The sequence below is a fragment of the Pseudomonas sp. RC4D1 genome, assembly GCF_018390395.1.
In the GTDB taxonomy this organism is placed as follows: Bacteria; Pseudomonadota; Gammaproteobacteria; order Pseudomonadales; family Pseudomonadaceae; genus Aquipseudomonas; species Aquipseudomonas danubii.
Genome location: NZ_JAHBAW010000002.1, coordinates 87288 through 108092, shown reverse-complemented (window position 1 = coordinate 108092; position 20805 = coordinate 87288). Strand labels below are relative to the sequence as shown.

At 60.9% G+C, this 20805-nt stretch carries 23 protein-coding genes; 10 read left to right on the top strand and 13 right to left on the bottom strand.

Translation table 11 applies throughout. The features are described from left to right. Positions 1-10: 10 nt before the first annotated feature. Positions 11-313 (bottom strand): VOC family protein, encoded by a 303-nt coding sequence (locus KHO49_RS16180; RefSeq protein WP_213665319.1) that lies wholly within the window; start codon positions 311-313, stop codon positions 11-13. Between the two features lie 88 nt (positions 314-401). Beyond that, complete coding sequence (locus tag KHO49_RS16175) at positions 402-2042, bottom strand: ABC-F family ATP-binding cassette domain-containing protein (protein WP_110652761.1); 1641 nt, start codon at positions 2040-2042, stop codon at positions 402-404. 404 nt (positions 2043-2446) lie between these two features. Here KHO49_RS16175 and KHO49_RS16170 point away from each other — a divergent pair, with 404 nt between their 5' ends. Further along, positions 2447-3202, top strand: a complete 756-nt coding sequence (locus KHO49_RS16170; RefSeq protein WP_213665318.1) for a carbonic anhydrase — start codon at positions 2447-2449, stop codon at positions 3200-3202. 195 nt (positions 3203-3397) lie between these two features. Here the strand turns inward: KHO49_RS16170 and modC are convergent, their stop codons facing one another. The 9 genes from modC to KHO49_RS16125 form a co-directional block, all read right to left on the bottom strand. Then, a complete protein-coding gene (modC, locus tag KHO49_RS16165; protein ID WP_213665317.1) occupies positions 3398-4480 on the bottom strand; it encodes a molybdenum ABC transporter ATP-binding protein in 1083 nt (360 codons plus the stop codon). A 4-nt stretch (positions 4481-4484) separates the two neighbouring features. Next, positions 4485-5165, bottom strand: coding sequence for a molybdate ABC transporter permease subunit (modB, locus tag KHO49_RS16160; protein WP_213665316.1), 681 nt, complete (start codon positions 5163-5165; stop codon positions 4485-4487). Beyond that, the gene (gene modA / locus KHO49_RS16155; protein WP_123394285.1) at positions 5166-5933 is read right to left on the bottom strand and encodes a molybdate ABC transporter substrate-binding protein; all 768 of its coding nucleotides are present in this window, start codon (positions 5931-5933) and stop codon (positions 5166-5168) included. Positions 5934-6144: 211 nt separating this feature from the next. After that, on the bottom strand, positions 6145-7209 hold the full coding sequence (locus tag KHO49_RS16150) for an NAD(P)H-dependent flavin oxidoreductase (RefSeq protein WP_102882601.1): 1065 nt from the start codon (positions 7207-7209) through the stop codon (positions 6145-6147). 167 nt (positions 7210-7376) lie between these two features. Then, a complete protein-coding gene (ada, locus tag KHO49_RS16145) occupies positions 7377-8450 on the bottom strand; it encodes a bifunctional DNA-binding transcriptional regulator/O6-methylguanine-DNA methyltransferase Ada (protein WP_213665315.1) in 1074 nt (357 codons plus the stop codon). A 31-nt stretch (positions 8451-8481) separates the two neighbouring features. Next, positions 8482-9216 (bottom strand): DNA oxidative demethylase AlkB, encoded by a 735-nt coding sequence (gene alkB / locus KHO49_RS16140; protein WP_213665314.1) that lies wholly within the window; start codon positions 9214-9216, stop codon positions 8482-8484. Then, positions 9206-9922 carry a 2OG-Fe(II) oxygenase gene (locus KHO49_RS16135; protein WP_102882604.1) on the bottom strand — a complete coding sequence of 239 codons (717 nt, stop codon included), beginning with the start codon at positions 9920-9922 and terminating at the stop codon, positions 9206-9208. Before KHO49_RS16135 ends, alkB begins: the two co-directional genes overlap by 11 nt. Positions 9923-10025: 103 nt before the next feature. Continuing rightward, entirely contained in the window at positions 10026-10196 is a 171-nt protein-coding gene (locus KHO49_RS16130; protein ID WP_162884057.1) for a hypothetical protein, read from the bottom strand. Positions 10197-10228: 32 nt separating this feature from the next. Then, positions 10229-10531, bottom strand: a complete 303-nt coding sequence (locus tag KHO49_RS16125) for a DUF1883 domain-containing protein (RefSeq protein ID WP_011061687.1) — start codon at positions 10529-10531, stop codon at positions 10229-10231. A 209-nt stretch (positions 10532-10740) separates the two neighbouring features. Between KHO49_RS16125 and KHO49_RS16120 the strand changes: the two genes are divergently transcribed. The 4 genes from KHO49_RS16120 (at position 10741) to KHO49_RS16105 (ending at position 13116) form a co-directional block, all read left to right on the top strand. Further along, on the top strand, positions 10741-11091 hold the full coding sequence (locus KHO49_RS16120) for a hypothetical protein (RefSeq protein ID WP_102863253.1): 351 nt from the start codon (positions 10741-10743) through the stop codon (positions 11089-11091). 157 nt (positions 11092-11248) lie between these two features. Continuing rightward, entirely contained in the window at positions 11249-11899 is a 651-nt protein-coding gene (locus KHO49_RS16115) for a c-type cytochrome (RefSeq protein ID WP_102882606.1), read from the top strand. After that, the gene (locus tag KHO49_RS16110) at positions 11896-12816 is read left to right on the top strand and encodes a c-type cytochrome (RefSeq protein WP_213665313.1); all 921 of its coding nucleotides are present in this window, start codon (positions 11896-11898) and stop codon (positions 12814-12816) included. Before KHO49_RS16115 ends, KHO49_RS16110 begins: the two co-directional genes overlap by 4 nt. A 69-nt stretch (positions 12817-12885) precedes the next feature. Continuing rightward, a complete protein-coding gene (locus tag KHO49_RS16105; protein WP_102863256.1) occupies positions 12886-13116 on the top strand; it encodes a hypothetical protein in 231 nt (76 codons plus the stop codon). 15 nt (positions 13117-13131) lie between these two features. Here KHO49_RS16105 and KHO49_RS16100 read toward each other — a convergent pair whose 3' ends face one another. Then, positions 13132-13413, bottom strand: coding sequence for a hypothetical protein (locus KHO49_RS16100; protein WP_102882608.1), 282 nt, complete (start codon positions 13411-13413; stop codon positions 13132-13134). Between the two features lie 464 nt (positions 13414-13877). On the opposite strand from KHO49_RS16100, the gene galU reads away from it, so the two are divergent. Together galU and gorA are read left to right on the top strand one after the other, a co-directional pair. Further along, positions 13878-14717, top strand: a complete 840-nt coding sequence (galU, locus tag KHO49_RS16095; protein WP_007935647.1) for a UTP--glucose-1-phosphate uridylyltransferase GalU — start codon at positions 13878-13880, stop codon at positions 14715-14717. Positions 14718-14848: 131 nt separating this feature from the next. After that, positions 14849-16207: a glutathione-disulfide reductase gene (gene gorA / locus KHO49_RS16090; protein ID WP_213665312.1), complete on the top strand. Its 1359-nt coding sequence runs from the start codon at positions 14849-14851 to the stop codon at positions 16205-16207. Here gorA and KHO49_RS16085 read toward each other — a convergent pair whose 3' ends face one another. After that, positions 16208-17215, bottom strand: coding sequence for a DNA-binding protein (locus tag KHO49_RS16085; RefSeq protein ID WP_213665311.1), 1008 nt, complete (start codon positions 17213-17215; stop codon positions 16208-16210). It lies immediately after the preceding gene. A 180-nt stretch (positions 17216-17395) separates the two neighbouring features. On the opposite strand from KHO49_RS16085, the gene KHO49_RS16080 reads away from it, so the two are divergent. The 3 genes from KHO49_RS16080 (at position 17396) to ahpF (ending at position 20748) form a co-directional block, all read left to right on the top strand. Continuing rightward, entirely contained in the window at positions 17396-18334 is a 939-nt protein-coding gene (locus KHO49_RS16080; protein WP_102882611.1) for a site-specific integrase, read from the top strand. Between the two features lie 151 nt (positions 18335-18485). Then, a complete protein-coding gene (gene ahpC / locus KHO49_RS16075) occupies positions 18486-19049 on the top strand; it encodes an alkyl hydroperoxide reductase subunit C (RefSeq protein ID WP_011061677.1) in 564 nt (187 codons plus the stop codon). A 133-nt stretch (positions 19050-19182) separates the two neighbouring features. Beyond that, a complete protein-coding gene (gene ahpF / locus KHO49_RS16070; protein WP_102882612.1) occupies positions 19183-20748 on the top strand; it encodes an alkyl hydroperoxide reductase subunit F in 1566 nt (521 codons plus the stop codon). Positions 20749-20805 lie beyond the last annotated feature (57 nt).

Here is a 20805-nt window from a genome sequence, read left to right as displayed (position 1 = left end):
CTCCCTGGACTCAAGCACCCACTGGGGTGCAGAGCTCCACCAGGGTGCCATCCGGACAACGCACGTAGGACACCGTCTGCCCCCAGGGTTTGCTGCTGGGGGCCGCAAGTTCCTGTGCGCCCTGTTCCAGGGCTCGGGCATGGGCTGCATGGACGTCGTCGGTCACCAGTCCCAGTTCCATGCCCAGGGGTTGCGGCGAGGAATGGGCGGCGACGTGGCCGGCCTTGAAGTTCAGTTCTGCCAGGTCGTGATCGGCGAAGGCCAGGGAATCTTCGACCTTGGGCACATAGATGATGGTGTAGCCGAACTGCATGGCGTGACGCTCCTTGTCTATGGATAAGAGGACGTGAACCTAGCATGGGCACGCGCCTGTCCGCGGTTTTTTGCGGTAAGGCACTGTGTTATTGGCGACGCTCCAGTAACTCCCAGCCCCGTGGGGACCATTGCAGCTCATGGGTCGGTGCCAGGGCCTGGAGGAAGTCCTGATCGTGGGACGCCACTACCAGTGCCCCGGGGTAGTCCCGCAGGGCTTGTTCAAAGGCCTGTACCGATTCCAGGTCCAGGTGATTGGTTGGCTCGTCGAGCAGCAGCAAGCGCGCCGGGCTGCCCCCCCACAATGCCAGCGCCAACGCCGCTTTCAGTCGCTCTCCGCCGCTCAACAGGGCGCAGGGTTGCTGCACCCGCCGAGCATCCAGTTGCAGGCGTGCCAGGCAGGTGCGCAAGGCACTTTCCTCCAGTGGTGTAGCGGCCTTGGCCAGTTGCTCCAGCAATGAGGTGCCGGGGGCCAGTTGCAGCAGGTGCTGGTCCAAATAGGCGCTGTTCACCGTCACCCGGCAGTCGCCGCTCAGGGGTTGCAATTGACCGGCGAGCATCTTCAGCAATGTGGATTTACCACAACCGTTGGGGCCGACCAGGGCAATGCGCGCCGGTCCGCTGACGTTGCAGGTGAGACAGGACGCCGGCGACCGGCGGTCTAGCCAGGGCAATTGCGCCTGCTGCAGGTTGAGCACTGGCTGGCCTGCCTGCAGGGTGGTATCGGGCAGGGTCAGCAGGGTCGGTTGTTGCGCGGCAACCCGGGCATAGGCACTGCGTACTTGCTCATCAAGGGCGCTCTTGTGCCCCTGATGGCTGTGACGCACCTGGCCCATGATGTCCCGGGCGGCGCCCAGTATCTTGGCTCGCTCGAAGCTGGAGATGTTGGCGGTCTTGGCGTATTTACGCGATGTAGCGGCGTGGCGCTGGATGGTGTCGTGCTCGCGTTGCAGACGCTTGTGTTCACGGCTGCGCTGGGTGCGGGCGTGTTCCAGTGCCGCCTGGGCGGCATCGTCATGGGCCTGACGCTGAGCCTGGTACAGCGCGTAGTTGCCGCCGTAGACCTGGGCTCCCTGGGGACTGAGCTCAACGATGCGTTGTACCTGCATCAGCAGCTGGCGGTCATGGCTGACCAGGATCAAGCCGCCGCGCCAGTGGCGCAGTTGCTCCATCAGCCAGCGGCGTCCGGCACGGTCCAGGTGGTTGCTGGGCTCGTCGAGCAACAGCAGCTCGGCGTCGCTGAGCAGAGCACCGACCAGCACCACTCGAGCCAGTTGCCCGCCGCTCAGGTTCGCTGCCGGATGATCCGGTTCCAGGTGTTGCAAGCCGGCCTCATCCAGAGCCTGGCGCAGGCGCTCGGCCAGGTCCCAGCGGTCATCCACCCGCAGCAGGTCCTCCGGGTCGGCGTTACCGGCTGCCAGGCGCTGCAGGGCTCGCAGGGTTTCAGCGACGCCTGCGACCTGGGCCACCGTCTGTTGCGGAGCAGGCAGCGGGTCCTGGGGGACATAGGCGAGGCTGGCGGCGCAATTGAGGCTGCCGGAAGAGGGTTGCAGTTCTCCGGCGATCAGGCGCAGCAACAGGGATTTACCCATGCCATTCCGCCCGACTATGGCCGTGGGCAGGCGATCGAAGCTGAGGGTCAGGGCATCGAGCAAGGTTTCGCCATTGGCGAATTGATAAGTCAGCTGGTTCAGTGAGACCAGCGCAGGCAGCCGGGTGACGTGAGTCATCAGCACCTCCGGAAAATGTGTTAGCAGGCCAATGAGCACTTGCAGGGCTCATTGCGAAGACATTTTGGGAAGGCTTAGTTGTTCACGTCGGCAATCGTCCAGGGACGGGAAAGAAGGTGCGTAGCCTAACCGCGGAATTATCTGGCTGACAAGCCCGCTGATTCGCCGACGGGAACTTTCATATGGATTGCGCCGTTTGCTCCAGGTCCCGCAGAAGGCTCCTCAGCCCTGGAGCGAGACTGGGAATTATCAATGTGAAAGTTTTTTTATTTTTTGTTGTTATTGTTTTAATTGCAGTTTTTTGATCTTTGGGTTGTTCGGGTTTTGTTGGGTTGACTAAGTTTGAGGTGCGAACTTTAATTCAGATGGTGGATCTCCGGAATTTATTGTTCGAGGTAACTGACATGCAAAACAACGTTACTAATAATTGTGAAGAATGCTCATCCAGTAGTAGACGTACGGTGTTGAAAAAAGCGCTGGGTTTGACTGCTGTCAGTATTGTCGCAGGGGCGGGGCTGGGTATATCAAGTTTTTCCTATGCCGCGTCCTTGAGCAAGGAAGAGCGCGATAACATGACGCCGGATCAAGTCATTGCCGGTATGAAGGAAGGCAACCTGCGCTTTCGCAACGGAAAAATGGATCAACACGACTATCTGGCACAGAAAAGAGCCAGTGCGAGTGGGCAGTTTCCGGCGGCGGTGATCCTCAGTTGCATTGATTCACGGGCGCCGGCGGAGATCATTCTGGATGCCGGGATTGGCGATACCTTCAATGCCCGTATCGCCGGGAATGTCGCCAACAGTGACCTGATCGGCAGTCTGGAGTTCGCCTGTGCGGCCGCCGGGGCCAAAGTCATTCTGGTGATGGGGCATACCGCATGTGGCGCCATCAAAGGTGCTATCGACAATGTCGAATTGGGTAGCCTGACCGGGCTGCTGAACAAGATCAAACCGGCCATCGGTGCAACTAAGTACGCTGGAGAACGCAGCAGTAAGAACGATGAGTTTGTGGATGCAGTGGCCAAGACCAACGTGCAGAACACCATCAATGAAATTCGCCAGGAAAGTTCCATACTGAGCCAGTTGGAAAAAGAAGGGAAAATAAAAATAGTCGGTGCCATGTATCACTTGAACGGCGGAGTGGTTGAATTTACTACCTGAACTATTTCCCTCTGAAACAGTGTCGTCATTTGTCGTAGTTGCTCGATGGATCGAGAGTCCCGGGCAACTACGATGAAGTAATCGAACTCGTTCTAGTGTCATGACCTCTTTTTTATATCCAGGCGCGTTTCAACGTGAAGTTCAGGCGATCGCTGCCGGTTCGGCGCGCATGCCAGAGGGCTGGCTTGCCCGGTGTCACGCCAGTACTGCCACCGCCTTGATCTGCGCCCAGAGTTGTTGGCCGGGGTGCAGGTCGAGCTGATCCCGGGAGTAGCGGGTGATGCGGGCCAGCAGCGGGGTGCCGGCCGCGTCCAGGCGTACCAGGACGTGGGCGGCGTTATCTGCGGGAATCTCGTCGCTGACGGTCACCGGCAGGCGATTGAGAATGCTGCTGTGTTCGCTGGCCTGCAGGCTCAGGCTGACGTCCCGGGCCTGGACCTTGAAGCGCAGGGATTTGCCCAGCGCCAGAGGCTGGTGGGCCACGCGCACCTGTAATTGACTGTCGGGCAGTTGCAGGGTCAGCAGTTGGTAGGTCGCGTCATAGTCGCTGACCCGGCCTTCCACCACGACCCCGGCGTCATCCCCCAGAGCCAGGGGCAGATCCAGTCGTGCCAGGGTTTGCCCGATGGGACCGCTGGCCAGGGCGCGGCCGTCGCTGAGCAGGACGATATGGTCGGCCAGCCGCGCCACTTCATCCTGGGAGTGGCTGACGTACAGCACCGGGATATCCAGCTCGTCGTGCAGCCGCTCCAGATAGGGCAGGATTTCACTTTTGCGTTTCGAGTCCAGGGCCGCCAGGGGTTCGTCCATCAGCAGCAGCCGTGGGCTGGTGAGCAGGGCTCGAGCGATGCCGATACGCTGGCGTTCGCCGCCCGAGAGGTTCTGCGGGTGGCGCTGGAGCAGGTGGCCGATGCCCAGCAACTCGGTGGCCTGGGCCATGTCCACCCGGCGCTGCTGCCGGGGAATGCGGCGCAGGCCGAACTCCAGGTTGGCCTGGACCGACAGGTGGGGAAACAGGCTGGCCTCCTGGAATACATAACCCAAGGAGCGCTTGTGGGGCGGGACGAACAGCTTGCGCTGGCTGTCCTGCCAGATTTCATCGTTGATCTGGATCCGCCCGCGTCCGGCCTTTTCCAGGCCGGCAATGCAGCGCAGGCAAGTGGTCTTGCCCGAGCCCGAATGGCCATAGAGCGCGGTGACGCCGCGCCCCGGCAGTTGCAGGTCGAGGTCCAGGGCAAAGTCGTGGTAGTTCAGGTTCAGCTTGACGTGAATGCTCATCGACTCAGCTCCAGCCAGCACGTGTCTTGCGGCTGGAGTACAGCGCCAGCAGCACCAGGAACGAGAACACCAGCATGGCTCCGGCCAGCCAGTGGGCCTGGGCGTATTCCATGGCCTCGACGTGATCGTAGATCTGCACCGAGACCACCCGGGTCTTGTCAGGGATGTTGCCGCCGATCATCAGCACCACGCCGAACTCGCCGACGGTGTGGGCAAAGCCGAGAATCGAGGCGGTGATGAAGCCCGGCCGCGCCAGGGGCACGATCACCGAGAAAAAAGTGTCCCAGGGATTGGCGCGCAGGGTGGCGGCCACTTCCAGCGGGCGGCTGCCAATGGCAGAAAAGGCGTTTTGCAGCGGTTGCACCACAAAGGGCATGGAATAGATCACCGAGCCCAGCACCAGGCCGCTGAAACTGAAGGTCAGGGTGCCCAGCCCCAGGGACTGGGTGAACTGGCCGAAGAAGCCGTTGGGCCCGAGGGCCAGCAGCAGATAGAAACCTATCACCGTAGGTGGCAATACCAGGGGCAGAGCCACCACGGCGCCGATCGGCCCGCGCAACCAGGAGCGGGTGCGCGACAGCCACAACGCAATCGGAGTACCGATGACCAGCAGGATGAGGGTCGTCAGGGACGCCAGTTTAAGGGTCAGCCAGATGGCGGAAAAATCGGCACTCGAAAGGCTCATTTACAGTTGATAACCGTAGGATTTGATGACGGCGGCGGCTTTGGGCCCCTTGAGGTAGTCAACCAGCGCCTTGGCGGCCGGGTTGTCCTTGCCCTTGTTGAGGATCACCGCATCCTGCTTGATTGGATCATGCATCTGGGCCGGGACTATCCAGGCTGAGCCGCTGGTGACTTTGCCGTCTTTATAGATCTGCGACAAAGCGACAAAACCCAGTTCGGCGTTGCCGGTGGAGACGAACTGATAGGCCTGGGTGATGTTCTGGCCCTCGACGATCTTGGCCTTGACCTTGTCGGTCAGGCCCAGCTTGGCCAGCACCTGGGTCGCGGCCAGGCCGTAAGGCGCCGCCTTGGGGTTGGCGATGGACAGGTGCTGGTACTGGTTGTCCTTGAGTACCTGGCCTTGGCTATCGACGTAGCCGTCCTTGGCCGACCACAGGGCCAGGGTGCCGATGGCGTAGGTGAAGCGCGAGCCCTTGACGATGTCGCCCTCGCTTTCGAGTTTCTGCGGGGTGCTGTCGTCGGCAGAGAGGAAGACCTCGAAAGGCGCGCCGTTCTTGATCTGGGCGTAGAACTGCCCGGTGGCACCGTAGGCGGCCACCAGCTTGTGGCCCGTGTCTTTTTCGAAGTCGGCGGCGATGGCCTGGATCGGTGCGGTGAAGTTGGCAGCGACCGCCACCTGGACTTCAGCGGCCTGGGCCGAGCCGAAGGCGAAGAGGGCGAGCAGGCTAGCGAGGCAAGTCGGGGCAAAACCTGAAGCACGAAGGTTCATCGAACAGCTCCATTGGTGAGAAGGGCGCGTTGGGCAACGAATGCTCGGAGGGAATCTGCACCCAGGGCAGCGAGTGTCGCTGTATAGCGAAATATATAGCGAATTCTCGATGAGCGGAACTGTGCCGCAGGCCTCGCTGGCAAAGGGCTGCAACCGGCACATTAACCGGTGCGGCAACCAGCACCGCGACCGTGGTCGCGGCGCCGGCCGGTCAGCGCCGCTTGAGCTGCGCCAGGGCCTGTTCGGCCAGACGCAGGGTCAGCTCGTAGGCCGGTAGCTCCACGCCCAGGCGCAGGGCCTGGCCGGACCAGAGGTTGGCGAAGTCGGCATCGTCCTTGGCCTTCAGCGGCAGCAAGGCTCCGCCGGCGCGGGGAAACGCTGGCGCCAGGGAGCTGATGGGGCCGATTTCGCGCATCACCCGGTTGACGATGCCTCTAGCGGGGCGGCCGGTGAACAGGTTGGTCAGTGCGGTCTGGCTTTCCTTGGCGGTACGCAGGGCCCGGTGATGGGCGGCGCTGATGTTGGCTTCTGGAGTGAACAGGTAGGCAGTGCCCAGCTGGACCGCCGAGGCGCCCAGAGCCATTGCCGCGACAATGCCCCGGGCGTCGCCGATGCCGCCGGCGGCGATCACCGGCACCTTCAGTGCGTCGACGATCTGCGGCACCAGGGCCATGGTGCCCACCTGGGTGTTGAGGTCGTCGCTGAGGAAGATTGCCCGGTGGCCACCGGCTTCGTAGCCCATGGCAATCACCGCGTCGCAGCCGCGCGCTTCGAGCCATAGGGCTTCGTCCACGGTGCTGGCCGAAGAGAGCACCCTGGCCCCGGTGGCCTTGACCCTGTCCAGCAGCGCCGGCTCCGGCAATCCGAAGTGAAAACTCACCACCTCGGGCCGCAGCTCTTCCACCAACTGGCAACCCGCTTCGTCGAAGGGCGCCCGATTGCTGACTGGCGTCGGTGCATCGAAGTCGGCGCCCAGTTCCCGGTAGTAGGGTTGCAGGGCGTTCTTCCAGCGGCTCTCCTGTTCGCTGTCCACGGCCTGTACCTGATGGCAGAAGAAGTTCAGGTTCAGCGGCTGCCGAGTGGCCGAGCGAATGACCTGCACTTCCTGGCGGATCTGTTCCGGGGTGAGCATGGCGCATGGCAACGAGCCCAGACCGCCAGCCCGGGACACGGCAATCACCATGGCGGAGTCGTTGGCGCCCGCCATGGGGGCTTGAATGATAGGCAGGTCGATGCCCAGCAGATCGAGGAGGCGACTATCGGTCCATTGGCTCATGTGCATGGTTCTCCGGCGGCAGGATTGGACGAGGCAGCCGGTGGTTTTTAGCAGGAGAGGGGCGTCCTCGGCCAGCTGACTTTTCCCTGGGGCGCTCAAGATCGGGCATTTGCCACGGACTTTGAGGTCTATACCAGCGCCGATTCGCTGGCGATCTACATCGGGATTCAGGTCTCGGACAGCGTTTCGCGTTCCAGCAACTGACGCTTGCGCTCCACGCCCCAGCGGTAGCCAGAAAGATTGCCGTCGCTACGCACCACCCGGTGGCAGGGGATCGCCACCGCCAGGGTGTTGGCCGCGCAGGCCTGGGCCACTGCGCGCATGGCCTTGGGGGCACCGATGCGCTGGGCGATCTCGGCGTAGCTGGCGGTGCTGCCGACGGGAATGCTTTGCAGGGCCTGCCACACTCGTTCCTGGAAGGCGGTGCCGCGCAGGTCCAGGGGCAGGTCAAGGCCGATGGCCGGCGCCTCGACAAAGCCCACGACCTGGGCGACCAGGCGTTCGAAATCTGCGTCGGCACCGATCAGGTTGGCGCGGGGAAACTTGTCCTGCAGTTCCTCCACCAACGGGGTGGGGTCGTCCCCGAGGAGGATGGCGCAGACGCCCCGGTGACTCTGGGCCACCAGGATCGCGCCCAGGGAGCACTGGCCCACGGCGAAGCGGATATCGGTGTTGGGCCCGCCGGCGCGGTAGTCACTGGGTTTCATGCCCAGCAACTGATCTGCAGCTTCATAGAAACGGCTGTTGGAGTTGAAGCCGGCGTCGTACAGGGCGGTGGTCACTGTATGCCCGCTTTGCAGGTGGCTGCGGACTTTGCGCGAGCGTTGCGCATTGGCGTAGCCCCGCGGTGTAAGCCCGGTGGCGGCTTTGAATACCCGGTGGAAGTGGTAGCTGCTGACGCCCGCATGCTGCGCCAGTTGCTCCAGGCTGGGGGCCGACTCGGCGGCCTCGATCTGCCGACAAGCCGCGGCCACCAGTGCCGCATGGTGCGCGGCCACCTGGGTCTGGTCGCTGGCCTGACGCTTGCTCGGACGATAACCCGCCGCCTCGGCCTCTTGGGCGCTGTCGAAGAACTCGACGTTTTCCGCCTTTGGCAGGCGCGACAGGCTGCTGGGGCGGCAGTACACCCCGGTGGTCCGGACGGCATAGACGAACGTCGCATCGGCGCGGGCGTCGCGTTTGAGCACGGCTTGCCAGCGTGGGTCCTGTTCAATCTGTTGTTTGTGTGTCAGGGCATTCATGGTCGGTGCTCGGCGCGGAGTGGCGGCCAGATTAACGGCCCGGTGCCTGATCGGCACTCCGGGGCTTGCGGTTGAACTCTGCCTTGGAACCGGCACGGCGAAAGGTCAGGTTGATCCGTTGCTGGCCGAGCAGGGGATGGCTGCCGTCCTTGAGGGGCAGCACCCCGTGATAGCGCAGGCGATCGACGCCGCCCCAGACCACCACATCGCCATGCAGCAATGGCACCCGCTGGCTTTTGTCTTTGCGCTGCTGGCCGCCGAAAAGGAACATTGCCGGCAGACCCAGGGACAGGGAGACGATGGGGGCGCTGAAGTCGCGTTCGTTCTTGTCCTGGTGCAGGGACATCTTCGCGCCGGGCCGGTAGCAGTTGATCAGGCACGAGTCGGGGTTGAAGCCTTTGAAACCGGCGGTTTCGGCTGCCGTCTGCGCCAACTGGCGGAACACCTCGGGCATTGCCGGCCAGGGACGCAGGCTTTGCGGATCAATGGGGCTGTAGCGATAGCCGTTGCTGTCGCTGGTCCAGCCCAACTGACCGCAACTGCTCAAGCCGACGGACATGGTAAAGCCGCCGGGCGTGATCATGTGGCGAAACGGCGCCGCGGCCAGCACTTCCTCAAGTTGTGGTAGTAGCCCTTCGATCCACGGCAGGGCGAAGCCGCGCAGGACGCGTGACTGGGGGCCAAGCACCTCGATGCGTGCTGGCTGTTGCAGATCGCTTTCATCGAAAAGCCCGAGGCTGCCGGGCGGCTCATGGCTACAAGGCATCGTGAAAAATCACTCCAAGGGTGTGGCGCTGGCCGCTGTGCACGCGACTGACGCCATGGCGCAGGGTGACTCGATAGTACCCGCGGGAACCTTTTACCGGCCGATGATGCACGGCGAATATCACCCCATCACCTTGCTTCAGACCAATGACCTGTGGCCGTGACTGCATACGCGGACGCTGCTCGGTGAGCACCAGTTCGCCGCCGGTGAACTCCGTTCCAGGCTGGGACAGGAGGAAGGCCGCTTGCAAGGGGAATACGTGCTCGCCATACAGATCCTGATGCAGGCAGTTGTAGTCCTCGGGGCCGTACTGCAGCAACAGCGCAGTGGGGCGCTGCTGTCCCGCGCTCTGGCAACGCTGGATGAATGCCGAATGTTCTGCCGGGTAGCGGATGTCGATATTCAGGCTCTGGTTCCAACGATTGGCCTGGTCCACCAGATACGGATACAGCTGCTGGCGCAACTCGGCGACCGGTTCCGGCAAGGGGTAACGGAAGTACTGGTACTGGCCACGGCCGAATCCATGGCGGGCCATTATCACTTTCGAGCGAAACAGCGCAGGGTGTTTGTACAGGTCCCTGAGGGACTGGCATTGGCCGGCAGTCAGCAGGCCTTCGAGGCGGGCGCAGCCGTCCTCGTCGAGGGCCTGCTCAATACGGGCCCAGTCCAGTTGTTGCAGGCGATCCTGGAGCGAGGAAACAGGCATGGCGGGAGTGTCCTGGGTGCAAGAGATTTCCTCCAGTCTGGGGCTCAGGCACCCCATGCACACTCCGCTGCTTGCGCTTGAATCGGTCTTGGGCAAAGACGGCCTACAAGGCCTTGCTGACACTGACGTCGCTGATGACGTCGTCGGACTGGCCATGTAGGGCTTCCAGGGCGGCCCGGGCCTCTTCCTGGGTACCGTTTTCAAGCTGGGCAAATTCGAAGCGGCGCTCACCATTGAGCTTGTATTTGATGACGTATTTGGTGGTCTGAGGCACGGGGTTACCTGTTGTCGCGAGGAGGTTGGGGCTTAGCGCAGTTTCGAGCTGGAGCGACGAATGATGCGGATCGAGTGAGTCAGGTTCGGCTTGCGGGTCACGCTGATGGGGCGCCGGTTGACGGTGTCGATGGTGATGTTCCAGAAGCCGGTGCTGGGGGCGGTGATCTTGGCGGGGAACTTGTCGAAGGCTCCGCCGTGATAGGTGTGACGACCGCCATTCTTGAAGCTGCGGAAGTTGGCGTCGCTCATCAGGCGAATGTTGCAGACCTGGGAGCATTCGATGACGACGATATCGTCTTCGTTCAGGTGCTCGCGCTGGTGGATGAATTTCATGGGCGCCTCCAGAAGGGCTATATCTACAAAAACAAAACGTTGGCGTGGGCGATGGCGCAGTTTATCAGGCCCAAAGGGTTATTATTCGGCCCCGGCCTCGGGCTTTGACAATTTAAAACAGTTATTTGGATTTTTATCGGCGATAAAGCCGTGCCTCTGGAGAAAAGCAGCGCCTGTGCTGTCGGATGGATTTTTATTGGAGATTTTATATGAAGCGCTGGGTGTGGGTTCTGGCCATGGCCATCAGCGGTTGTGCCTCCGTCTCGGATATCAACCAGACGCCGCCGACCCTGAGTGTCATCTCTGGCAAGAAGCCCCAGGAGTACGCCAATTGCCTGTCCGGGAAGCTTTCCGGCAGCCGTGGCGCACTGCAGGTTGAGCCGCGCAAGGAAGGTTACCGGGTGATCGTCCCGCAGAGCCTGTCGGCGGCTCCGGCGGCGGTGTTCTACATCGATGAGCGCTCCGGCGGCAGCAGCATCAAGCTGCACGAGCAAATGTCCAACAACCCCCTGCGGCCACAGGATGTGCGCAAGGCGGGGGAGGCCTGCATCTCCGGCTGACCCCAAGCCCAGGGCCGCGCCAGGGCCCGAAACGGCTCTCGTGAGCAGCATCAGATACCCGCACCAATTTCGCATTGTCGCTATGGATCGATTGCCCTACTATTTGTGTGCTTATGCCCGCTGGGTCTAAGCATATAACTAGAATAATGGAGTCCATATGATCCCACTGGATCGAATGCTATTGAGTGGCCTGATGCTACTGATTGCACAATCTGCCCACGCCGTGGATGGGCAGAAAGTCTTCACCCAAGGCGGCACCCAGCCAGGGGCAACAGCTTGTCTGGCCTGTCATGGAGCGGACGCGATGGGCCTGGCCCCCGCCGGGTTCCCGCGTCTTGCCGGCTTGCCGGCGGGCTATCTGGCCAAGCAGTTGCACGACTTTCGCAGCGGTGCACGCAGCAGTCCGGTCATGCAGCCTCTGGCCAAGGCGTTGAGCGAAGACGAAATCACCGCCGTGACCGGTACCCTCGCGGCCATGCCCGGGCCGAAAACCCAGGCGATCGGCCGTAGCCAGGCCGCCAGCGGTGTCGGTGAGCGCCTGGCCTTGCGGGGCGCCTGGGAGCGGCAGGTTCCCGAATGCGTCAGTTGTCACGGGCCTGGCGGTGTCGGTGTCGGTGTGGCTTTTCCGCCCCTAGCCGGGCAACCGGCCGGCTACCTGGTGGCGCAACTCAATGCCTGGCGCGATGGCAGTCGGCACAACGACCCCAATGACCTGATGGGGCATGTCGCCAAGTCCTTGAGTGCCGAAGAAGTCACCGCAGTGGCGGACTACTTTGCCAGCTTGCAACCTCAGGAGGCGCGGCCATGAAACTATTGATTGCCGGGCCGTTGATGGCATTGCTTGCCGTTCAAGTTCAGGCCGCCTCCATCGCCATAGAGGATCAGTCGCAGATACCGGCGCCAAGTGCTTCCGCTCATACCCAGTACTTCCAGCCGCCGGCCGAGAGCGAGTTACCGGACAACGCCTACGGCAAGCTGGTGCGCGAAGGTCATGCCTTGTTTGTCGACACCAAGCGCCTGGCGCCGCAGTACGTGGGCAACGGGCTCAATTGCAGCAACTGTCACCTTGACCAGGGCCGCCTGGCCAACTCCGCGCCGCTTTGGGGCGCCTATCCGATGTATCCCGCCTACCGCAAGAAGAACGACAAGGTGAACACCTTTGCCGAACGCTTGCAGGGCTGCTTCCAGTTCAGCATGAATGGTGGCAGGCCGCCGGCGGCGGACAGTCCGGAGATTACTGCGCTGTCGGTCTATGCGTACTGGCTGGCGAGCAAGGCGCCCCTGGGCGTGGAGCTGCCTGGAAGGGGGTATCCGGATGTGGCCCAGCCTGCCAAGGGCTATGACCTGAAGCAGGGCGCGGCGGTGTATCAGGCGCAATGCGCGGTCTGCCATGGCGAGCAAGGTCAGGGCCAGAAGGCTGGTGCGGACTATGTGATGCCGCCGCTCTGGGGCAAGGATTCCTACAACTGGGGCGCGGGGATGCATCGGATCAATACGGCGGCGTCCTTTATCAAGCACAACATGCCCCTGGGCAAGGGCGGCAGCCTGAGCGACCAGCAGGCCTGGGATGTGGCGGCCTTCGTCAACAGCCACGAGCGGCCCCAGGACCCGCGTCTGGTGGAGGGCTCCATCGAGAAGACCCGAATCAAGTTTCACGCCAATGACGGGGTAAATTTGTACGGTCAGACAGTAGAGGGCGTGCTGATAGGCCAGGGCATCCGATAAACTATCTCCTATCGTCAACGATGCCGCCCGGGTTCAAGCCTTGGCGGCATCGTCTTTTTGGGAGAAAGCATGAAGCGGGAACACGTCAGGGAAAAGCATGCAGAGGGCTTGATCTCTGCCACTCATGTGATTCAGAACCCGGCCAACTCCGGGGAATGGATTGTGTTTTTCAAGAAGAGTGCCGGACGCAGCTACTTTCTGGTGGATGAGAGCGACGAGGTGGAATCCTTTTCCCGTCTTGACGATCTGATCGAAACCATTCGCGGCCTGGGCATCAAGTTTGCCGAGATTCACATGTAGTGGGGTGCTTGCCCGCTACTTGCAGACGACTACCACGCTGCGGCTTTTGTAGTTGCCAACGTCGACTCCCAGGGTCTTGTCGCTTTCCTTGGGGGCGGGTGTGCCTTCGGTGCTGACGATCTGATAGCCCGTGCCGGCGCAGGACGCTTCGGCTTTTTCATAGCAGCTGGCCCAGGAGCCGGCTTCCCCGGAGCAGTCGATGCTCAGGCCTTGTTCGCCATTGGTCAGATAGGTGTTGGAAGCCGTGGCGCATCCGGTCAGAGCCAGTACAGCGGTGACTGCGAGAAGTCTGTTCATGGGGGGATTTCGTCGTCTGGGATGGGGATGTATTGAGAGGCGGGTATCGATGTGGCGATGCTATAGCTAATGGCCATTTCGGTACAGCGCATCACCTTAGTCCGCAGGCATTACCGAAAAGTGCCGCATCTGGATATGGCAGCTCTTGTGTCGGGAATCCAAGGGTTATTTCGCCGCCGTCGACGGTGCCATCAGTGTTGCGTGGACAATGCAATTGTCTGTGCCTTTGCGGGCTCGCATGGGAAGCATCTCGATCTGGCTGGTCAAGGCTCCAGGCGACGGTTTACAAGCCCTGTGAGGTGATGAAGGTTTACGCCGTGCGCTATCTGGAGGATGCTGCGGAACTATCTGGCGCTTTATTTCTCTATGATGGCAGCGGTTAGCCAGCGCGGGGCATTGTAAGGTGCACGCGGCCTGATTAGACTGCGCCGAAACTCGTACGCACAGCCTTTTTAAGGACTCATATGATCAAGAAATGCTTGTTCCCAGCAGCCGGTTACGGTACTCGCTTCCTGCCAGCGACTAAAGCCATGCCTAAAGAAATGCTGCCGGTGGTGAACAAGCCACTGATCCAGTACGGCGTTGAAGAAGCGCTGGATGCTGGACTGACTGAAATCTCCATCGTGACCGGCCGTGGCAAACGCGCCCTCGAAGACCACTTCGACATCAGTTACGAGTTGGAAAACCAGATCAAGGGCACCGATAAGGAAAAGTACCTGGTTGGTATCCGCAAACTGCTGGATGAGTGCTCGTTCTCCTACACTCGCCAGACCGAAATGAAAGGCCTGGGCCACGCGATTCTGACCGGTCGCCCGCTGATCGGTGATGAACCCTTCGCCGTGGTACTGGCGGACGACCTGTGCGTCAACCTTGAAGGCGACGGCGTACTGACCCAGATGGTCAAGCTGTACAAGCAGTTCCGCTGCTCGATCGTGGCCATCCAGGAAGTCGACCCGCAGGAAACCAACAAGTACGGCGTGATCGCCGGCGAGATGATTCGCGACGACATTTATCGCGTTCACAGCATGGTCGAGAAGCCAAAGCCGGAAGACGCTCCGTCGAACCTGGCGATCATCGGTCGTTACATCCTGACGCCGGACATCTTCGACCTGATCGAGCAGACCGAGCCGGGCAAGGGGGGTGAAATCCAGATCACCGACGCCCTGATGAAGCAGGCGCAGAACGGTTGTGTAATGGCCTACAAGTTCAAGGGCACGCGTTTTGACTGCGGTGGCGCCGAGGGTTACATCGACGCGACCAACTTCTGCTTCGAGAACTTCTACAAGACCGGCAAGGCGTACTGATAGTCGCCTCGCGGGGTTGTCGGAAAAAGCCACCTTCGGGTGGCTTTTTCATTGCCCGCCCTTATGTAAAGCCACGGCGCTGACCCGATCGCCATCTGCGGTTATGCTGTCAGTCTGCCTGGGAGAGTGAAATGGCCTACGATTTTGATCTTTATGTAATTGGTGCCGGTTCCGGCGGTGTACGTTGCGCACGCTTTGCTGCGGGTTTCGGGGCGAAAGTCGCGGTGGCCGAGAGCCGCTATCTGGGCGGTACCTGTGTCAACGTCGGCTGCGTGCCCAAAAAGCTCCTGGTGTACGGAGCTCACTTCGCCGAAGACTTCGAGCAGGCCTCGGGTTTTGGCTGGTCACTGGGCGAGGCGAACTTTGATTGGGCGACCCTGATCGCCAACAAGGATCGCGAAATCAATCGCCTTAATGGCATCTACCGTAATCTGCTGGTCAACAGTGGCGTGACCCTGCACGAAGGCCATGCCAAGTTGATCGACCCTCATCAGGTGGAGGTCAATGGGCAGCGCTACAGTGCCAGGCATATCCTGATTGCCACAGGTGGCTGGCCGCAGATTCCGGATATTCCCGGCCGCGAGCATGCCATCAGTTCCAATGAGGCGTTCTTCCTCAAGGCTTTGCCAAAGCGTGTCCTGGTGGTGGGCGGTGGTTACATTGCGGTGGAGTTTGCCGGGATCTTCCACGGCCTGGGTGCCGATACCCAGTTGCTGTATCGCGGTGATCTGTTCCTGCGTGGCTTTGATGGTGCGGTGCGCAAGCACTTGCAGGAAGAGCTGACCAAACGCGGCCTGGGGCTGCAATTCAATGCGGATATCGAACGCATCGACAAGCAGGCCGATGGCAGTCTGGAGGTCACCCTCAAGGACGGTCGCAAGCTAGAAACAGATTGCGTGTTCTACGCCACTGGGCGTCGGCCGATGCTCGACAACCTGGGGCTGGAGAATACCGGTGTCAAACTCGATAAGCGCGGCTTTATCGAGGTCGACGACCAGTACCAGAGCAGCGAGCCGTCGATCCTGGCCATTGGCGATGTAATTGGTCGCGTGCAACTGACGCCTGTGGCCTTGGCGGAAGGCATGGCTGTGGCTCGGCGTCTGTTCAAGCCGGAACAGTATCGCCCGGTGGATTATCGGATGATTCCGACGGCGGTCTTCAGCTTGCCGAATATCGGCACTGTTGGCTTGACCGAAGAGCAGGCGCGCGAGGCGGGGCACAAGGTGCAGATCTTCGAAAGCCGTTTCCGGCCGATGAAGCTGACTCTGACCGACTGCCAGGAGCGCACCCTGATGAAGCTGGTGGTGGATGCCGAGAGCGACAGGGTGCTGGGGTGCCACATGGTTGGACCTGATGCCGGGGAAATCGTCCAGGGCCTGGCGATTGCCCTGAAGGCGGGAGCCACCAAGCGCGACTTCGACGAAACCATCGGCGTGCATCCGACGGCTGCCGAAGAGTTCGTTACCCTGCGTACCCCTGTCGCGGACTGATCACGCGTCTGCAGGCATGTCTGGCTGCGCCTTGGTTGCCGCAGCCAGGCGCAGCGCCTCAAGGCCGGCCTCGGCCTTGGCGGCGCGCAACTCCATCTCCTTGCTCAATCGAGCCTGTTTGTCGGCTCTTTCCTTGAGTGCCTGAATCTCCTCCGAGGCTACGCGTAAGCGTTCCTGGAGCAGGGTGACGGCGCTGTCCTGGCGCGCCAGCTGCTCGCTGAGCAGTGCCTGCGATACGGTGCTCTTGCTCGCGGCGTCCTGGGCCAGCTTAAGCTCCTTGTGGGTGGCTCGCTGCTCGCTGAGCAGACGTTCATTGTCACGATGCAGTTGGGTGATTTCGTCCTGGCGTACCAGTGCGCTCTGTTGAGCCTGGCGCAGCTCCATTTGCACCTGTTGGATCTGGCCTTCGTGGCGATGCTGTTCCTGTTCGCGTTGTTCCTTGCTGGCGGCGCGATAGTGCTCCAGGGCGTCCCGGGCATGCAGGTGCTTTTCTTCCAGGGAGCGGATCTGTTGCTCCTTGTCTTCCAGGCGCAGATGGCAATCCTTCAAGGCTTGATTGAGTTCGGCGTTGCGGGTCTGTTCGCTCTGCAGCATGGAGCGGGTGTCTTGCAGGGCGGCACTTTCCCCGGCCAGGGCGCTGGCCTGGATCTGTAGCTGCTGTTGCAGTTGCTCTTGGGTCTGCCGCGCTTGCTCCAATTGCTGCTCGAAGGCCTGCTTCCGTTGTTCGGAGTGGGCGAGGGCCTGTTCCAGAGGTTCCTGGGCCTGCTCCTGCAGGCGTTGAGCCAGTCGCCCCACCAGTTCGCTCAACTCTTCATCCAGCGGCATCGGGCCCGCATCTCGGCGGCTGGTGCCGTCATCCAGCTCCTTCAAATAGCGGTGGATGGTGGTTTTCGAACCGGTATTACCCATTTCTATGCGTACTGCATCGATGCTGGGGTGTTCGCCGCGGGCAAGAATCGCCTGACGCGCTTTCTTCACCACCGCCTTGTTTATGCCTCCGCGAGCCATGGCTCCTCCAACGATTTGATACTGTGATACATGGTATGTAATTGATAGTGATTGTACAGATGGATGAAGCTGCTAGATAGAGAAAATATGACCTGGGATATTGTAGTATTACCCAGTGTCATGGGGCATGCGGCGCTTCTTTGTCTTTTATGGCCGTACATCTGCCGGGGTTGAATTGTCATGAGTGAACTGGATCGTTACCTGCAAGCCGCTACCCGCGATAACACCCGTCGCAGTTATCGGGCAGCGATTGAGCATTTCGAGGTGCAGTGGGGCGGGTTCCTGCCGACGACGGCGGAGAGCGTGGCCCGTTATCTCGCGGCCTACGCCGGGGAGTTGTCGATCAACACCCTGAAGTTGCGCCTTTCTGCCCTGGCTCAATGGCACAACAGCCAGGGCTTTGCCGATCCGACCAAGGCGCCCGTGGTACGCCAAGTGTTCAAGGGCATTCGTGCATTGCATCCAGTGCGTGAGAAACAAGCCGAGCCCTTGCAGTTACGACACCTGGAGCAGGTGATTGGCTGGCTTGACGAGGAGGGCGCAGCCGCTGCCGCCGAAGGCCGTCAGGCCGACCTGTTGCGAGCACGCCGCGACCGGGCGCTGATCCTGCTGGGGTTCTGGCGGGGTTTTCGCAGTGACGAACTGTGTCGCTTGCAGATCGAGCATGTGCAGGCTGTGGCCGGTTCCGGCATCAGCCTCTATCTGCCGCGCAGCAAGGGAGATCGCGACAACCTGGGGCGCACTTTTCACACGCCGGCGCTGCAGCGCTTATGCCCGGTGCAGGCCTATGTCGACTGGATCAACAGCGCCGCACTGGTGCGCGGTCCGGTATTTCGCAGCATCGACCGCTGGGGCCACCTGAGCGAACAGGGGTTGCACGCCAATAGCGTGATTCCATTGCTGCGCCAGGCCCTGGAGCGCGCCGGCATTGATGCCGAGCATTACACCAGCCATTCGTTGCGCCGTGGTTTTGCCACCTGGGCCCATCGCAGCGGGTGGGACCTCAAGTCCCTGATGAGCTATGTGGGCTGGAAGGACCTGAAGTCCGCCATGCGCTACGTTGAGGCCAGCCCGTTCATGGGCATGGCGCTGATTGACCCGCAGCCGGTCCGTCGGTAGTCAAAGGTTTCTTCTATTAATACTGTCGGCTGATAGTCAAAGCCAATCGATAGCATCAGGTTTGCCAATGAGCCAAGCGGCAAGTCATTGGTTAGGATTCTCCCCATCAAGTTTTCACCCAATGTTTTCAACCACTGATGGAGAGTCAACGATGCCTATCATCAACAGCCAAGTTAAACCGTTCAAAGCTACCGCATTCAAAAACGGCGCATTCGTCGAAGTGTCGGACGCTGATCTGAAAGGCAAATGGTCTGTCGTGTTCTTCTACCCGGCTGACTTCACCTTCGTTTGCCCAACCGAGCTGGAAGATCTGGCCGACAACTACGCCGAATTCCAGAAGCTGGGCGTTGAGATCTACAGCGTTTCCACCGACACCCACTTTGCTCACGCTGCCTGGCACAACACTTCGCCAGCCATCGGCAAGATCCAGTACACCATGATCGGCGACCCGACCCTGGCCATCTCCCGCAACTTCGACGTGCTGATCGAAGAAGCCGGTCTGGCTGACCGCGGCACCTTCGTGATCAACCCGGAAGGCCAGATCAAGATCGTTGAAATCAACGATGGCGGCGTAGGCCGTGACGCTTCCGAGCTGCTGCGCAAGATCAAGGCCGCTCAGTACGTTGCCGCTCACCCAGGCGAAGTCTGCCCAGCCAAGTGGAAAGAAGGCGAGGCCACTCTGGCTCCGTCCCTGGACTTGGTTGGCAAGATCTAAGTCCATGCATTACCCAAGGGCGGTGATCCGCACTTAAGTCAGCTGCACCGCCCCCAAAACGCCCGGGCGAGATTCGCTCGGGCGTTTTTTTTTACCGAACCATCTCTTTATTCAGAACATGGAAATCGCCCGTATGTTGGACGCCAATCTTAAAGCTCAGTTGAAGTCATACCTGGAACGGGTCACCCAGCCGATCGAGATCGTCGCCTCCCTCGACGACGGTGCGAAATCCCAGGAAATGCTCGCGTTACTCAAAGACATTGTCAGTCTTTCCAACCAGATTACGTTGCTCGACAACGGTACCGATGGGCGCAAGCCGTCGTTCACGTTGAATCGCCCGGGAGGCGATATCAGCCTGCGTTTCGCCGGCATTCCCATGGGCCACGAATTCACTTCCCTGGTGCTGGCCCTGCTGCAAGTGGGTGGCCATCCATCGAAAGCCAGCGCTGAAGTGATCGAGCAGATTCGCTCGCTCAAAGGCGAGTTCAACTTCGAAACCTACTTCTCGCTGTCCTGCCAGAACTGCCCGGACGTGGTCCAGGCCTTGAACCTGATGGCGGTGCTCAACCCGAACATCCGTCATGTGGCGATCGACGGCGCGCTGTTCCAGGCCGAAGTCGATGAGCGCAAGGTCATGGCGGTGCCCAGTGTCTACCTCAATGGCGTGAACTTCGGCCAGGGCCGCATGGGGCTGGAAGAGATCCTCGCCAAACTCGACACTGGTGCGGTAGAGAAGCAAGCGCAGAAGCTCAACGCCAAAGAGGCCTTTGATGTGCTGGTGGTCGGCGGCGGTCCAGCCGGTGCTTCGGCAGCCATCTACGCCGCTCGTAAAGGCATTCGTACCGGGGTCGCGGCCGAGCGCTTCGGCGGCCAGGTACTGGATACCATGGCCATCGAGAACTTTGTTTCGGTGAAAGAGACCGAAGGGCCAAAACTGGCCGCGGCACTGGAAGAGCACGTCAAGCAATACGACGTCGACATCATGAACCTGCAGCGAGCCAGTGCCCTGGTGCCGGCCAAGGAAGTGGGCGGCCTGCATGAGATTCAGTTTGAAAGCGGCGCGAGCCTGAAGGCCAAGTCGGTGATCCTGGCGACAGGTGCCCGCTGGCGTGAAATGGGTGTGCCGGGTGAGCAGGAGTACAAGGCCAAGGGCGTGTGTTTCTGCCCGCACTGCGATGGTCCGCTGTTCAAAGGCAAACGGGTGGCGGTGATTGGTGGCGGTAACTCCGGCGTCGAAGCGGCTATCGACCTGGCGGGTATCGTCAGCCACGTCACCTTGCTGGAGTTCGACAGCAAGCTGCGGGCCGACGCCGTGTTGCAGCGCAAGCTGTACAGCCTGCCCAACGTCAAGGTCATCACCAGTGCCCTGACCAGTGAAGTGAAGGGTGATGGGCAGAAGGTCACCGGCCTGGCCTACAAGGATCGCGATTCGGGTGAATTCCACACGGTGGACCTGGAAGGCATCTTTGTGCAGATCGGCCTGTTGCCCAACACCGACTGGCTCAAGGGCTCGGTAGAACTGTCGCCTCGTGGCGAGATCATCGTCGATGCCCGTGGCGAGACTTCGCTGCCCGGCGTATTTGCTGCCGGAGACGTGACCACAGTGCCCTACAAGCAGATCGTGATTGCGGTGGGCGAGGGCGCCAAGGCTTCCCTTAGTGCATTCGATCACTTGATCCGTACATCCGCACCGGCTTGATCGACCGTTGAAAAAACAAAACCCCATGAGCCTGGCTCATGGGGTTTTTTTATGGCT

Coding starts and splice junctions, on each gene's coding strand:
- KHO49_RS16180 (WP_213665319.1), bottom strand. CDS start 313: ATGCAGTTCGGCTACACCATCATCTATGTGCCCAAGGTCGAAGATTCC.
- KHO49_RS16100 (WP_102882608.1), bottom strand. CDS start 13,413: ATGAACAGACTTCTCGCAGTCACCGCTGTACTGGCTCTGACCGGATGC.
- ahpF (WP_102882612.1), top strand. CDS start 19,183: ATGTTGGACGCCAATCTTAAAGCTCAGTTGAAGTCATACCTGGAACGG.
- alkB (WP_213665314.1), bottom strand. CDS start 9,216: ATGCCTTGTAGCCATGAGCCGCCCGGCAGCCTCGGGCTTTTCGATGAA.
- KHO49_RS16085 (WP_213665311.1), bottom strand. CDS start 17,215: ATGGCTCGCGGAGGCATAAACAAGGCGGTGGTGAAGAAAGCGCGTCAG.
- KHO49_RS16170 (WP_213665318.1), top strand. CDS start 2,447: ATGCAAAACAACGTTACTAATAATTGTGAAGAATGCTCATCCAGTAGT.
- modB (WP_213665316.1), bottom strand. CDS start 5,165: ATGAGCCTTTCGAGTGCCGATTTTTCCGCCATCTGGCTGACCCTTAAA.
- KHO49_RS16080 (WP_102882611.1), top strand. CDS start 17,396: ATGAGTGAACTGGATCGTTACCTGCAAGCCGCTACCCGCGATAACACC.
- KHO49_RS16110 (WP_213665313.1), top strand. CDS start 11,896: ATGAAACTATTGATTGCCGGGCCGTTGATGGCATTGCTTGCCGTTCAA.
- KHO49_RS16120 (WP_102863253.1), top strand. CDS start 10,741: ATGAAGCGCTGGGTGTGGGTTCTGGCCATGGCCATCAGCGGTTGTGCC.
- gorA (WP_213665312.1), top strand. CDS start 14,849: ATGGCCTACGATTTTGATCTTTATGTAATTGGTGCCGGTTCCGGCGGT.
- KHO49_RS16150 (WP_102882601.1), bottom strand. CDS start 7,209: ATGAGCCAATGGACCGATAGTCGCCTCCTCGATCTGCTGGGCATCGAC.
- KHO49_RS16175 (WP_110652761.1), bottom strand. CDS start 2,042: ATGACTCACGTCACCCGGCTGCCTGCGCTGGTCTCACTGAACCAGCTG.
- KHO49_RS16125 (WP_011061687.1), bottom strand. CDS start 10,531: ATGAAATTCATCCACCAGCGCGAGCACCTGAACGAAGACGATATCGTC.
- galU (WP_007935647.1), top strand. CDS start 13,878: ATGATCAAGAAATGCTTGTTCCCAGCAGCCGGTTACGGTACTCGCTTC.
- modA (WP_123394285.1), bottom strand. CDS start 5,933: ATGAACCTTCGTGCTTCAGGTTTTGCCCCGACTTGCCTCGCTAGCCTG.
- KHO49_RS16105 (WP_102863256.1), top strand. CDS start 12,886: ATGAAGCGGGAACACGTCAGGGAAAAGCATGCAGAGGGCTTGATCTCT.
- ada (WP_213665315.1), bottom strand. CDS start 8,450: ATGAATGCCCTGACACACAAACAACAGATTGAACAGGACCCACGCTGG.
- KHO49_RS16135 (WP_102882604.1), bottom strand. CDS start 9,922: ATGCCTGTTTCCTCGCTCCAGGATCGCCTGCAACAACTGGACTGGGCC.
- ahpC (WP_011061677.1), top strand. CDS start 18,486: ATGCCTATCATCAACAGCCAAGTTAAACCGTTCAAAGCTACCGCATTC.
- KHO49_RS16115 (WP_102882606.1), top strand. CDS start 11,249: ATGATCCCACTGGATCGAATGCTATTGAGTGGCCTGATGCTACTGATT.
- modC (WP_213665317.1), bottom strand. CDS start 4,480: ATGAGCATTCACGTCAAGCTGAACCTGAACTACCACGACTTTGCCCTG.